Origin of the sequence: Paenibacillus sp. FSL H3-0469 (assembly GCF_038051945.1) — a bacterium.
GTDB lineage: Bacteria > Bacillota > Bacilli > Paenibacillales > Paenibacillaceae > Paenibacillus_AQ.
Map to the genome: position 1 here is coordinate 829,576 of NZ_CP150302.1, position 14,066 is coordinate 843,641.

12 protein-coding genes and 1 other annotated feature are annotated in these 14,066 nt (G+C 48.8%); of the genes, 10 read left to right on the plus strand and 2 right to left on the minus strand.

Annotation, left to right across the window (positions count from 1 at the left end):
* Nucleotides 1–112: 112 nt before the first annotated feature.
* A complete protein-coding gene (gene lpdA / locus NSS83_RS03445; RefSeq protein ID WP_341185731.1) occupies nt 113–1,489 on the minus strand; it encodes a dihydrolipoyl dehydrogenase in 1,377 nt (458 codons plus the stop codon).
* Nucleotides 1,490–1,652: 163 nt separating this feature from the next.
* Here lpdA and NSS83_RS03450 point away from each other — a divergent pair, with 163 nt between their 5' ends.
* The 3 genes from NSS83_RS03450 (at nt 1,653) to NSS83_RS03460 (ending at nt 6,261) form a co-directional block, all read left to right on the plus strand.
* Nucleotides 1,653–2,237, plus strand: a complete 585-nt coding sequence (locus NSS83_RS03450; protein ID WP_341185730.1) for a TetR/AcrR family transcriptional regulator — start codon at nt 1,653–1,655, stop codon at nt 2,235–2,237.
* A gap of 53 nt (nt 2,238–2,290) precedes the next feature.
* Nucleotides 2,291–2,534, plus strand: a binding site (T-box leader).
* A 69-nt stretch (nt 2,535–2,603) separates the two neighbouring features.
* Entirely contained in the window at nt 2,604–4,460 is a 1,857-nt protein-coding gene (locus tag NSS83_RS03455; RefSeq protein ID WP_341185729.1) for an alanine--tRNA ligase, read from the plus strand.
* A gap of 337 nt (nt 4,461–4,797) precedes the next feature.
* Complete coding sequence (locus tag NSS83_RS03460; protein WP_341185728.1) at nt 4,798–6,261, plus strand: 4-hydroxyphenylacetate 3-hydroxylase N-terminal domain-containing protein; 1,464 nt, start codon at nt 4,798–4,800, stop codon at nt 6,259–6,261.
* A gap of 33 nt (nt 6,262–6,294) precedes the next feature.
* On the opposite strand, the gene NSS83_RS03465 is transcribed toward NSS83_RS03460, so the two are convergent.
* Nucleotides 6,295–6,969: a FadR/GntR family transcriptional regulator gene (locus NSS83_RS03465; protein WP_341185727.1), complete on the minus strand. Its 675-nt coding sequence runs from the start codon at nt 6,967–6,969 to the stop codon at nt 6,295–6,297.
* A 216-nt stretch (nt 6,970–7,185) separates the two neighbouring features.
* Between NSS83_RS03465 and NSS83_RS03470 the strand changes: the two genes are divergently transcribed.
* The 7 genes from NSS83_RS03470 to NSS83_RS03500 all read left to right on the plus strand — a co-directional run bounded on the left by NSS83_RS03470 (nt 7,186) and on the right by NSS83_RS03500 (nt 14,061).
* On the plus strand, nt 7,186–8,142 hold the full coding sequence (locus NSS83_RS03470) for a sugar kinase (RefSeq protein WP_341185726.1): 957 nt from the start codon (nt 7,186–7,188) through the stop codon (nt 8,140–8,142).
* 30 nt (nt 8,143–8,172) lie between these two features.
* Nucleotides 8,173–8,838 (plus strand): bifunctional 4-hydroxy-2-oxoglutarate aldolase/2-dehydro-3-deoxy-phosphogluconate aldolase, encoded by a 666-nt coding sequence (locus tag NSS83_RS03475; RefSeq protein WP_341347675.1) that lies wholly within the window; start codon nt 8,173–8,175, stop codon nt 8,836–8,838.
* 3 nt (nt 8,839–8,841) lie between these two features.
* Complete coding sequence (gene dgoD, locus NSS83_RS03480; RefSeq protein WP_341347676.1) at nt 8,842–9,990, plus strand: galactonate dehydratase; 1,149 nt, start codon at nt 8,842–8,844, stop codon at nt 9,988–9,990.
* A 389-nt stretch (nt 9,991–10,379) separates the two neighbouring features.
* The gene (locus NSS83_RS03485) at nt 10,380–10,835 is read left to right on the plus strand and encodes a GNAT family N-acetyltransferase (RefSeq protein WP_341185723.1); all 456 of its coding nucleotides are present in this window, start codon (nt 10,380–10,382) and stop codon (nt 10,833–10,835) included.
* 158 nt (nt 10,836–10,993) lie between these two features.
* A complete protein-coding gene (locus NSS83_RS03490; protein WP_341347677.1) occupies nt 10,994–11,761 on the plus strand; it encodes an ABC transporter ATP-binding protein in 768 nt (255 codons plus the stop codon).
* The gene (locus NSS83_RS03495) at nt 11,748–13,679 is read left to right on the plus strand and encodes an ABC transporter permease (protein WP_341347678.1); all 1,932 of its coding nucleotides are present in this window, start codon (nt 11,748–11,750) and stop codon (nt 13,677–13,679) included. The genes NSS83_RS03490 and NSS83_RS03495 overlap by 14 nt, the downstream gene beginning before the upstream one ends.
* A gap of 13 nt (nt 13,680–13,692) precedes the next feature.
* Nucleotides 13,693–14,061: a YxeA family protein gene (locus tag NSS83_RS03500; protein WP_341347679.1), complete on the plus strand. Its 369-nt coding sequence runs from the start codon at nt 13,693–13,695 to the stop codon at nt 14,059–14,061.
* The last annotated feature ends 5 nt before the right edge of the window (nt 14,062–14,066 follow it).

The following is a 14,066-nucleotide window of genomic DNA, read 5'->3' on the forward strand; positions in this document are numbered from 1 at the left end:
GATGATTGAATGTAAACAAAAGCGCTGCAATCCGAATGATAGGGTTGCGGCGCTTTTGTTTAGTTGATTTTCCGATTCGCGGCTGATTTGCTTCTGATACTGTTTTTGTTTGTTATAGCCTCCGTTGGGCCTGTTCTGCGGCCTCCTTGACAATTTCGCCTAACGTTGGATGCGGGTGGATGGTCATGGCTATATCTTCTACGGTTGCCCCCATCTCAATCGCAAGGGAAAGCTCCGATATAAGCGTAGATGCTTCAGCGCCTACAATCTGTGCACCTAATACAAGTCCAGACGCAGCATGAGCAACAATTTTGACAAATCCTTCGGTTTCCTTCAGAGCCAGCGCACGGCCGTTAATAGAGAAGATAGATTTTCCAACGATAACAGGAATGGATTTGTGTTTACAATCCGTTTCGCTAAGACCAACGCTCGTAATCTCCGGGTGAGAAAACACAACCAGCGGAAGAGCTTTGTAGTCGATGACAGAGGGTTTACCCGCAATCGCTTCTGCTGCAATTTTTGCTTCATATGAAGCTTTATGGGCCAAGGCAGGGCCTTGAACAATATCTCCAATGGCATAGATATTCGGAATGGATGTTCTGCACTGCTTGTCAATCTCGATCAAGCCTTGCGGAGTAGGGGACAAACCAATCTTTTCAAGACCCAAGGTTCCATCTGTATTCGGTTTTCTGCCAACCGTAATTAATGCATATTCAGCTTGAACAACATGGTGTTGATCCTGACGCATATATTGTAGATCAATGTGACTCGTATATGGGTCTGCTCCTGTAACCTTAGCTTCCGTTAGGATTGTTATCCCGTCCTTCTTCAGTTGACGAACGACAGGTGCAACAAGCTCTGCTTCAAATCCGGGTAAAATCTGTCTACCCCCCTCGAGTATCGTAACTGCGGTTCCAAATCTCGCAAACATCTGCCCCAGTTCCACACCAATATAACCGCCGCCAACTACAACGAGGCTCTTAGGAATGTCGGCCAGCGATAGCACCTCCGTGGATGAAAGAATCCGTCCGCCGAAAGGAAGCGCGCTGATTTCAATCGGACGGGAACCGGTTGCCAGGATGAGATGCTTAAAGCCCATTCGGCGCTCAATCTGTTCATTGTGATGAATTTCAACGGTATTCGCATCTATCAAGCTGGCTTCTCCTTCAATAACAGTCACACCTGCCGATTTAAGTAAAAACCGAACCCCTCCAGACTGCTTATCCACCACAGCTTGCTTAAACAACTGCGCCTCCTGAAAAGAAGAAGCTTCGTCAACAGCGTACCAGTGTCTGCGCAAATGAATACGCTCCGCTTCAGCAATCAGCGCTTTGGAAGGAATACAGCCTACATGCGTGCATACCCCTCCGATCTGGTGGCGCTCCACAAGGACTGTTGTCATGCCCAGTTGTGACGAACGTAATGCAGCCACATAACCGCCAGGTCCCGATCCAATAACCAGGGTATCTACAGCTTCTAATGAGTTCATGATGGGTACCTCCAAGTTATAATATGTTAATCATAATATATTATAGTCATCATATTTTAGAAGAGTCAACACTCCATTACCAATTGACATTAAATAATATGATAAATATAATATTTCAAAAGACATTCATAGATACAGACTTATACAAAGGGGAGGGAGCAGGATGCCTTATCCGAAAGGGCACAAGCTCAAAGTTCGGAACCATATCATTACCAGCGCAGCCAAAGCATTTCGCACCCACGGCGTGCGGAATATCAGTCTTCCGCATATTATGAAAGGTGCTGGACTGACGCACGGAGGATTTTACTCCCATTTTGAAAATAAAGATCAGCTTGTGATGGAGACCTGTCATTTCGCCATTAGTGACACCATTGAAATGCTGCAGAGAATTGCAGACCATAACAAAAACGAAGATCAGACGCCGCCGATTGAGGCCGTCATTGATTTTTACTTAAGCCCCCTGCATCGGGATCAGACGGAAGCCGGTTGTATCTTACCTGCTTTATCGGGGGAAATTTCCCAGCTATCGGCAGATATCAGGCAAGCCTACACACAAGAGCTTCAACGTTTCATCGCATTTATTACAAATATGGCTGGGATCGATCCCTCAAATGGTTATGCATTGGTAAGCAGTATGGTGGGTACCGTTGCACTGGCACGGGCAGTTAGTGATACGCAGCTCAGTGATGCTTTGTTACAGGCCAGTCGTATGCAGGCTAAGCAGATGGTAAACGCCGGCTCCAGGTAACTCATTAATTGACGAAGCAAGCGGATTGTGCTAGCATTGCTTTAACTTAAAACGAAAAGGCTATGATGAGAAATAGTAACTATTAAGGATCTCACAGAGAGAAGATGGTTGATGCGAATCTTCATTGATCTAATAGTGAAGCAGTCTCGGAGCTGTGGACCGAACAGAGGAATCTTAGTAGGCTTCAACGGAGTTCCACCGTTATTCAGGAAACAGTATCGGAGTAATCCCGTACTGATAGAGCGCAGAGCAATCTGAAGTTAGGTGGTAACACGGACATAATCGTTCGCCCTAAGTTGACAAGTAATATGTCAGCTTAGGGCTTTTTTGTTTTAAGCATAAATAATATTGGATGGAGGTATTAGAATGACGCCAGATGAATTGAGACAATCCTATGTTGATTTTATGAAAGGAATAGGGGCTAGCCAAGTGCCTTCTTCTAGCTTGTTACCGGAAAATGATCCCTCGACCTTGTTTACAGGAAGCGGCATGCAGCCGATGGTTCCCTTTTTATTGGGGGAAAAGCATCCGGCCGGTAATGAGATTGCTAATATTCAGAAGTGCTTGAGAACAGTGGATATTGAGGAAGTAGGCGATACGTCGCATCTGACATTTTTCGAAATGATCGGCCGGTGGGAGTTCAAAGCAAATGAACATAACTATAAGCAAAAACAAATCGATGCCATTTGGAATTGGCAGATCATCGAATTAGGAATGGATCCTGCCAGGCTGTATATCAGCGCTTTCGCAGGAAGTGATGAACTGAATATACCGAAAGATACGGAAGCCATTGAGCTCTGGTCAGCAAAATTCAAATCCGTCGGGATAGACCCTATCATTGAAGAGGATCCCTGGCAATACGGGGCATCTAGAGGCGGGAAGATTTTCTTATACGATGAACAAGAAAACTGGTGGAGCCGGGCCGGAAGTCCGCTTCAGATGCCGGTTGGTGAACCGGGTGGGCCTGATAGTGAAATGTTCTATGATCTTGAACCGGACGGTGATTCACTGGACCATCCTGCTTCTGAAAGCGACAGATTCCTGGAAATTGGGAACAACGTATTTATGTGTTACACCAAAGGAGACACAGGATTTGTTAAAATGCAAAATCCCAATCTGGATTATGGAGGCGGATTAGAAAGGGTGGCTACAGCCCTTAATGGGGACAAGGATATATATAATACAGCTTTCTTCCATAACCCCAAGAAAAAATTGATGGAGCTAAGCGGTAAATCCTATACGGACGACTTAAAGTCCTTTAGAATCATACTGGATCATGTGAGAGCAGCTACTTTTCTCATTAATGACGGTGCGGAGCCAGCTAATAGTGATGCAGGATATATAACAAGAAGGCTATTAAGAAGGGCAATTCGTGCAGGTAAAAAAATAGGGATACAAGGAAGCTTTGCGGGTCAGTTGTCTGAAGTTTATATAGATGAAGCTACAGCTTATGAAGATTTAATCCGCAATAAAAAGAAAGTCATCGAAATCGTAAATAAGGAAGAGAATCTTTTCTATAGAACGTTACAGCAGGGAGAATTTGAAATACAGAAACATCTGAAGAATAAGGGTAACGTTACGGGTGCAGATGCATTTTATTTTTACGAAACCTATGGATTCCCCTTGGAGTTGACGGAAGAGTACCTAACAGAAAGTGGATATGGCATGGAAGACAAGGCGTCTTATACTGAGGCAGCAAAAAAACATGCTGAAATGAGCAGAACTGCTTCTGCGGGTAAATTTAAAGGTGGCTTAGCTGAACATTCCACAGAAACAACCGCGCTGCACACGGTATCTCATTTGTTGCTTGCTGGTTTAAGGGAAGTGCTAGGTGATCATGTCCATCAACAAGGAAGTAATATTACTTCCGAACGATTACGGTTTGACTTCAACCACGATGATAAACTTACACCCGGGCAAATAGCTGAGGTGGAGAAGTATGTGAATGATGCGATTGCATCGAAAGCAGTTACCTCTATTGCAGAGCTGCCTAAGCTTGAAGCGAAAGAAAGTAATGTGGAGGGTAACTTTTGGGATAAATACCCGGATATCGTTAAGGTATATACTATCCAAGATCACGAAGGGAAGGTGTGGAGCCGGGAAGTATGCGGAGGACCTCATGTAGAAGATACCACAAACTTAGGAACGTTCCGTATTACAAAAGAACAATCTTCTGCTGCTGGAGTCAGAAGGATTAAAGGAGTCATTGTCAGTAGACAATAACATAGTGCGGCCTATGCTGAAATCCTGCACGAAATGCAACAAATCCAGCGCTAACTGGCTCTCTGCAACGGAATTTGTGCAAATAATGCAACATTGTACCGCAGCCAGCAACAGTTATAAAGAAATCCTGCAAAATGTGCAACAATACTCTCCGCTACCCTGCGGTTGTCTGAGTATTGTCCGCTAAAGAGCTTACTCAAGTCGTTGAAATAGATGAAAAAAAGTAAATGTTTGAACATGGACAATGTACTGCTTTTAACACCACCACATATTTTACAGAAACTGTATTAGTCAATTTGGCTAAACCGTTGAATGTTCATGAATGGGGTGGTGGGCCATGGCAGTTAAGAGCGGCAAGGAATATATCGAGCGTATCGATCGCCAGCAGATCAAAATATGGTATCAGGGTAAAACCATCCAAAGGGCTTTATCCAGCCATCCCGCCTTCAACGGATTAATGAAGACCCAAGCTGAAATGTATGATATGCAGCATCAGCAGAAAACCATCGAACAAATGACCTTTCAAACCGGGACGGACGGGGAGCGCTACGGACTTTCCCTCCTGGCCCCGAGAAGCAAGGAAGACCTGGTCCGCCGGAGGATCATGATGGAATTGTGGGCCGGGAAGCACCACGGGTTTTTAGGGAGATCACCCGATTATATGAACACGACGCTGATGTCTTTATATACCGCTGCGCATCTGTTACAAGAATACAATCCGGAATATGAAGATAATCTTAAAAAGTACTATGAGTACTGCCGCAGCCAGGACATTACCTTATCCCACGCATTTATTCAGCCGTTTGCCAGCCGGTTGTCCGAAGTGGTGGACGAGGTGGAGGATTCCATTACAGCTAAAGTTGTCGAGCACAAGGAGAACGGAATTGTGGTAAACGGTGCTTTTATGATGGCTACGCAGGCAGCAACCTGTGATGAAATACTGGTGATCCCTTCACCTCTCCCTTCCATGCTGGAACAGGATAATCCATATGCCTTTGCTTTTGCCGTTCCCAATGATCTGGAAGGGATGACCTTCATTTGCCGTGAGAGTTACTCAGGCTCATCTCCATATGATCATCCGCTGAGCAGCAGATTTGAAGAAATGGACGCCATGGTGATCTTCGATCACGTCTTCATCCCACGCAACCGTATCTTTTACTTAGGGAATCAAGAGATTGGAGAGCGGCTATTCAACGAAGGGAATTTTCACAGCCATGCCGGCCATCAGGTGCTTACACGCTACATTGCCAAGACGGAATTTCTGCTCGGCCTGATCTCTAAATTGTCAGATGAACAGAATATCGCTCTCGAAGCGGTAACGATGGAGCGGATATCCCGGATTTTGACCATGCTTGAGAATTTAAAAGCTCTTCGCCTGGCTTCCGAAATGATGGCAGAACCGGATGCCAAGGGTTATTATGTGCCGGCCCACAAGCCGCTGATTGCGGCTACGATGCAGTATTCCTCTTTTTATCAGGAGATGCTGGGTATGCTCCAGGACATCAGCTCCAGCAATCTGGTGATGCTTCCTTCCGAGACAGACCTGGGATCTGATGCCGGCGGCTTTATCCGTCTCTATCTTAAAGGACAGGAGTCATCCGCTCGCGACCGGATTTCTCTTTTCCGGCTGACCTGGGAACTGGCGGTCAGTCCTTTCGGCGGCAGACAGAAACAGTTTGAACGCTTTTTCTTCGGAAACACCCGCGCCCTTACTTCCCGGATGTATAACGTGTACAGTCTTGATAAATACAAGGCGATGATTGATGAATTTCTGCAGCGTGGAGAAACCCGGGTCTTTTAAAGACTCTGGGTTTCTTTTGTATTCCGAAAGAAGCTACTGCTTAAGGGTGGTCAGCATACTTTGAATATGGCTTTCCATTAGCTGCCGTGCTGTTTCGCTTTGCCGTTCCTCGATGGCAATGGCGATCAGAACATGGTAATTGGAGGCCTTGGTCCGCATATTGGGCAGCGTATTGGTTTGCTTGCGCCCTTCAGCCAGCAAGGGGAGAATCGAATTCAGCATCCGCGCCACCACCGGATTGGCTGCCCCTTCGGCGATTAACTGATGAAAGGCGAGGTCGGTCTCGAAGAAGGATCCACCTTCCTCCATTTGCCGCACCATTCGATCTGCCAGTACCCGTAGGCGCCGGATCTGATCCTCATCGGCCCGCTGCGCGGCTAAAGCGGCAAGCTCAGGCTCAATGAGCAGTCTGGCTTCCAATAGGTCCACAATCGAAATGTTATCTAATTCCTCTAAAGCAACCGCCGGATCATCGAGCAAGAGCGGATCGTTTCGTACATACATCCCGCGCCCGTGCTCAATGCTGACATTCCCCTGACTCTCTAATATCCGCAGCGCCTCACGTATTGTAGTGACACTCACAGAGAAATCAACGGCTAGCTGCTGCAGCGTAGGGAGCCGATCCCCTGGAGCCCATTCCCCATCGAGAATTTTCTGCTTCATAATCTCTATTGTTGCTTGAAACGCGGTTTGTTTATTCTGTTTCATGTTTAGCCGTCCCTTTGACTTAGAATACATTCATTCTAGCATAAGAGCTTCGTGACGATAAACAGATACGTCTGAGTCTTGATTTAGTATTGACTAGCGAAGAACAAGATAATATGATCATACCGTAAAGATCATATCTATTTCAAAAAAATGATAATAAAGATATGATCTTTGTGAAGAAACACTATCAGCGTAGAATCCAAAGGAGGAGGGGCAATGGAGGTCGTAACCTTTGGGGAAACCATGGTACTTCTGGCACCGGACCGGATGGTTCCCCTGGAGTACGTGAACGGTTTTCACAAGCATGTAGCAGGAGCCGAGACCAATGTAGCCATTGGGCTTGCCCGTATGGGGCATAGCGCAGGCTGGTTCAGCAAGCTCGGAAATGATCCATTTGGACGCTATATTAAGCAATTCGTAAGAGGACATGGCGTTGATACTTCCGAAGTCAAGGTTACTGCTGATGCGCCGACGGGAGTGTTCTTCAAAGAACAAATATCCCCGGACAAAATACAGGTGTACTACTATCGCAAGCATTCCGCTGCCAGCCTGATGCAAGCGGATGAACTTAATGAGGCATATGTGGGAGGTGCCCGCATTCTGCATGTTACGGGCATCACACCGGCGCTTAGCCCCGAGTGCAGGAAATTAACCTTTCGCGCCCTCGAAGCAGCCAAAAAACACGGTACGGCCATTGTGTTTGATCCCAATATCCGTTGGAAGCTGTGGAACAGAGAAGAGGCTTATCGTGTTCTTAACGAAATCGCGGCGCTTGCTGACTACGTAATGCCCGGCATCGATGAGGGGCAGTTTCTGACAGGATGCAGTGCGCCTGCAGAGATCGCAGACCGGTTGCTGGAATCCGGGGCCGGTGCTGCCGTAATCAAACTGGGCGCGGACGGTGCTTATTACAGTAACGGACACAGCTCTGGAAATGAGCCAGGGTTCCCCGTGAAAAGACTCATTGATCCGATGGGTGCCGGTGACGGTTTTGCCGCAGGCTTTATAAGCGGCTTGCTCCAGGGGGAGGACCTGCCTTCTGCCGTGCGGCGCGGTAACGCTGTAGGTTCCATTGTTGTCGGGGTAAGCGGCGATGTGGAAGGTCTTCCGACCCGGCAGGAGGTGGATTTTCTCTTGGCAGGGGGAGCTGGCATGGAGGATATTATCCGGTAGGTGAGGTACATTCCAAGGAGGAGGAAGGACATGGACAAAGATAGACAGATTGAGCAGCTGATGACCTCCGGGCTGGTCGCCGTCATCCGCAGACCAGCGCCTGAACGGGTGGATGCAATTGCTGCGGCACTGGCAGACGGCGGTGTTGGAGCGCTGGAGATTACAGCCGATACCCCGGAGGTTTACAGGCTGATCGGGGACATGAAGGCGAAATATGGAGATCGCCTGCTGGTAGGAGCAGGTACCGTACTGAAGCTGGCGCAGGCCGAGCAGGCGATCGCGGCGGGAGCCGATTTTATTTTCTCCCCAAATTTGAATGAGGCGATTGTAGAACTGACCTTACAGCATGGGCGAATCTCGATTCCAGGTGTAATGACACCGACCGAAGCGGTCAGAGGGCATGAAGCGGGTGCAGACCTGCTTAAGGTGTTCCCGGGCGGTTCACTCGGTGCCTCCTACATCAAGGAATTGCAGGGGCCACTTGGCCACATCCGCATGATGCCGACAGGAGGCGTGACCCTTGCGAATGTCGGAGCCTTCATTGCCGCCGGAGCCGTTGCCGTCGGTTTGGGAAGCGCTCTCGTAGATCGGGAAGCGGTGGAGCAGGGCGACTATGGGAAGATCACAGAGACGGCCCGCCAATTTGCCAATGAAGTCAGCAAGGCCAGAATGAATAACACAATAGGAGCCAAATAATCAATGAAAATCACCGGATTTGAGACCTTTATCGTTCCTCCCCGCTGGCTGTTTCTGAAGATTGAAACCGATGAAGGCCTATCCGGCTGGGGGGAGCCGGTGGTCGAAGGCAAGGCACATACGGTGCAGGCCGCAGTGGAAGAACTGATGGATTATGTCATTGGGCAGGACCCCCAGCGGATTGAAGACCTATGGCAGCTCATGTACCGGGGAGGCTTCTATCGTGGCGGGGCTATTCTGATGAGTGCGATAGCGGGGATCGATCAGGCGTTATGGGATATTAAAGGGAAAATCTACAATGCGCCTGTGTATCAGCTGCTGGGCGGCGCTTGCCGCAATTCCATGCGGGTGTACTCCTGGGTAGGCGGAGACCGCCCCATCGATGTTGTCAAGGCAGCTCTGGAGAAGAAGGCCGCCGGGTTCACGGCAATTAAGATGAATGCCTCAGAAGAGATGCAGTTCATTGATACACATGACAAGATTTATGCTATCGTCGAGCGGGTCGCCGCCATCAGGGAGGCCTGCGGACCGGAATTCGGGATTGCCGTTGATTTTCACGGACGGCTTCACAAACCGATGGCACGCGGACTGGCCAGAGAGCTCGACCCCTACCGCCTGATGTTCATAGAAGAGCCGGTGCTGCCGGAGAACAATGAGGTACTGCGGGAGATCGCACATCATACCAGTACTCCAATCGCCACAGGTGAACGAATGTACTCGCGCTGGGAATTCAAAAATCTGCTGAAGGATGGGGTGGTTGACATTATTCAGCCCGATCTGTCCCATGCAGGAGGGATTACGGAATGCAAAAAAATATTCGCCATGGCCGAGGCGTTCGATGTCGCAGTCGCTCCGCATTGCCCGCTTGGGCCGATCGCTCTGGCCGCCTGTCTTCAGGTGGATGCAACGTCTTACAATGCGGTCATTCAGGAGCAAAGCCTCGGCATCCATTATAATCAAGGCAATGACCTGCTGGATTATATCACCGATCCTACCGTCTTTGCCTACAGTGACGGTCATGTCCAGATTCCTTCCGGACCGGGTCTTGGCATTACCGTGAACGAGGAGTATGTGCGGAAGATGGCGGAGGACGGCCACCGCTGGAGAAATCCGGTATGGCGGCATCGCGACGGCAGCATTGCGGAGTGGTAGGCTTAAGCAAACCCTAAGCAAATATAGTTCTATTGAAGCCGCTATTTAGCGGCTTTTTTCTTTTTAAGGTACCCATCCCTTGTCCTTGGCTTAAGACAACAACTATAACGGATATTGCATCTTGATGTAGGGAGAGTGAAAGCTTTTCTTTTGTATTTTCACTTTGCATATAAGGCTAACAAGCAGTACAAGCAAATATTAAAAGGTTAATCTAATCGCACCGAAAGATAAATGAACGATTCCAGTCTAACATTTTATTATTCAAAGCTTTACGTTAACCGCGCCAATCTTCATCATAGGGTTGTCAGGAAACCTGCCATCGGAGTAATATGATATACAGAAAGTTAACAGGTATAGTTCATACTTAATATTAACTAGGAGTGGTAGCAGTGAAGATTCTTGTAGATGATTTGAGCGGGGGACAAGTGATTGGATTAATTGCAGAACACCTGCAGGGAATGGCCGAGGACTCTCCGCCAGAGAGCATTCACGCCCTTAATCTGGACGGGTTGAAGCAGCCGGAAATAACCTTCTGGTGTGCCTGGGAGGATGAAGAGCTTATGGGCTGCGGGGCGATAAAGGAATTGGACACAGAGCATGCAGAACTCAAATCGATGCGGACCGCTAAAAAGCATCTGCGCAAAGGTGTAGCCAGAAATATTCTTGCTCATATTATCGAAGTAGCCGTAAGCCGCGGATACAAGCGGATCAGCCTGGAGACCGGGTCCATGGATTCATTCATCCCTGCCCGCAAGCTGTATGAAGATTTCGGCTTCACCTATTGTGAGCCGTTTGCCGATTATATCCCGGATCCGAATAGCAAATTTATGACGAAGGAATTGTAGGTTTATTATAAAAATACTTGAAGAATAACCCTCAGGGATGCATTAGAGCCCTGGGGGTTTTTGCATAACTGTAAGGTTGCTGTAAGGTTGGGATGATCATGGTGTAAGGTACGCTTGTTACAATTGGATTTGTCTTCATCAATTTAAGGAGTGACACCATGACAACAATACTGCAAGCCCAAAACGTTACCAAAACCTTTGGCGCCAAAGGAAATAGCTATACGGCGCTGCAAAATATTAGTCTGAGCATTGAAACAGGGGAGTATGTCGGGATTATGGGCCCGTCGGGCGCGGGCAAATCAACGCTGCTGAACATTTTTTCGACCATTGATACGCCGACTTCCGGCGAGATTACGATTGACAACCAAAACATTGTCACCATGAACGAGGAGCAGCTGTCTGATTTCCGCCGGAACAAGCTTGGCTTTATTTTTCAAGACTATAATCTGCTGGATACCTTGACGGTTAAGGAGAACATCCTGCTGCCACTGGCCCTATCCAGGGTTCCCGCAGCGGAAATCGAACAACGGGTTGAGGATATTGCCGATACGTTCGGCATTCGAGAGATCCTCGATAAGTACCCCTATCATATTTCGGGCGGCCAGAAACAGCGGGCTGCCGCATCGCGGGCTATCGTGTCGAAGCCCAGCCTGATCCTGGCGGACGAACCAACCGGTGCCCTCGACTCCAAATCGGCGGCCGGTCTGCTGGAAAGCTTAAGCAAGCTAAATCAGCATAATCAGGCGACAATCTTGATGGTTACGCACGACGCCTATGCGGCGAGCTACTGCAAGCGGGTCATCTTCATCAACGACGGCCAGCTGTTTCAAGAGCTCCATAAGGAAGATATGACGAGACAAGTATTTTTCGGGCAGATCCTTGAGGTTTTGGCGAAGCTCGGAGGAGGTCATCATGACGCTGTTTAAGCTCGCCGGGAGAAACATCCGGCAAAATATCACGAGCTATTCTCTGTATTTCGTCTCAATGGTATTCAGCATTGTCATCTATTTTACGTTCGTATCCCTGAAATACGACAGCACCATTCAATCCGCCTCGGACAGCTCGCAGAAGATCAGCTCGGCCTTCAGCGGAGCGGCGGTCGTACTGATTATATTTGTGGCGGTGTTCATCTGGTATTCCAATTCATTTTTCATGCGCAAACGCAAAAAAGAGGTCGGGCTGTATTCGCTGCTTGGCGTCCGCAAAAAACAGATCGGCCGGATGCTGTTTTATGAAAATTTCCTGATGGGCATCCTGGCTCTGATCGCCGGGATCTTACTGGGAGCGGTGCTTAGCCGTTTTTTTGTCATGATCCTCATGAAGGTGATGGGGTACGCGGTCGTGGCGGATTTCTCCATTTCCCCGGCTGCGGTCTTGAATACGTTACTCGTGTTCATGATCATCACGCTGATCACATCGGTCCAGGGCTACCGCCTGATATACCGGTTCAAGCTGATTGAGCTGTTCAGGGCGGAGCAGGAGCATGAGAAGGAACCGCAGGCCTCCGCAGGCATTGCTGTATTATCTGTCGTCCTTATCAGCTTCGGGTACTGGCTTGCGCTGCAAAATATGATGACCTCCAAGGCGTGGGACATCTTAGGCTTCCTGTTAACTCCGCTCCTTATTATCGCTTCGGTTATTCTGGGCACCTATCTGCTGTTCAACACGTTGACAGTCAGACTGCTGAAGCTGGCCCGGAATCACAAATCAAGCTATTGGCGCGGCTTAAACCTGATTGGGACGTCCCAGCTGCTGTATCGGATGAAAGGTAACGCCCGGACGCTTACAGTCATTGCAGTACTGAGCGCAACAACGCTGACTGCGGCCGGGACGGCCTACAGCATATATTACAACACCCGGGTGAATGCGGCGCTTGCGAATCCCAACAGTTATATGTTTATTGGGGTGGACAGTACGGTGACAGAAGCAGCCAATAGGGCGGTTGCACAGGCTGAAGGACACAACCTGCTGTACCATGAATCCATCCCGTTCCTTGAGGTGGATGCCGACACCTCCGGGCTATATAAGGATCAAGGCGCAGAGGCGCAGGTGTATACCGTTATATCCAACCGCGATTTCAACCATTTGGCCAAGCTGCAGGGGAGAATTGACTCCTTAAGCCTTGAAGGCAGTGAAACGGCAGCGCTGGAACCAGCCTATCTGCAAGGCCTCTCGCCGGAGTATGCCGGTTCGTCGATCATACTGAAGAGCGTAGGGCTCCGGTCCCCCATCCAATTCAAAACACTAAAAAAATACAGTGTGCTGAACCCTGGAACGGTTTACTCCACTATTGTCGTCAGCGATGACCTGTTTGCAGAGCTTAAGCCGAAGGCCAAAGCGATGACTGCCGAAGCCTATGGTGTCACACATCAGGACAAGGCAAAAGAGCTGACACAGCGGCTGCAAGAGCTTTTACCGGAGGATGCCCGGCTTGCAAGCTATTACAGCGATTATTCAAAGGGCATGGAAGCCTCCGGGCTCCTGATGTTCATGGGCGGATTCCTTGGCCTTGTGTTTCTAGCCGCAACAGGCAGCATCATCTACTTCAAGCAGCTGACGGAAGCGGGCAGCGACAAAGCGCGTTATGTGATTCTGCATAAGATCGGCGTGACCAGGCAGGAAATCCGCAAATCCGTTGCCAAACAGGTGCTAATCGTTTTTGCCCTGCCGCTTGCTTTCGGAATCGCTCATTGCGCAGTCGCGCTGTCCGCTCTGTCAAAGCTGTTGATGGCCAATCTGACCGTGCCTGTCATGATCTGCATGGGGATCTATGGAGGCATCTACCTGATCTATTACTTCTTGACCGTGCACGCGTACTGCAAAATCGTTACCCATACAACCTAAGGAGTGAATGAATATGAAAAAAGGGATTATCGCTATAACGGCCGTTGTGATTGTTCTGGCCGGGCTGGTCGTATTCCTCCAGAACATAAATTTGAACCGGATCGGCGCACAGCCATACTACGTGCAGATTAACCAAGCGGGAAAGAAGATTGAGGAGACATTAAGCAGCGGGCAGAAGTATGTTTCCTACGAATACACCCAGCAGGGCTACGATTCTAAAGGCAAAGAAAGGCTGCTGGTCTTCACCGCTGCGAAAGAGCTGCGCAAGGATGCTTACCTTCGCATCTATGTGAAAAACAATGACGTCAGCTCCTATCAGGAAGTACAGGGCGGAGAGCTGCCCGAACCAGCGAAGCAAAAGCTTGAGAGTGCCCAAAAATAACAGTT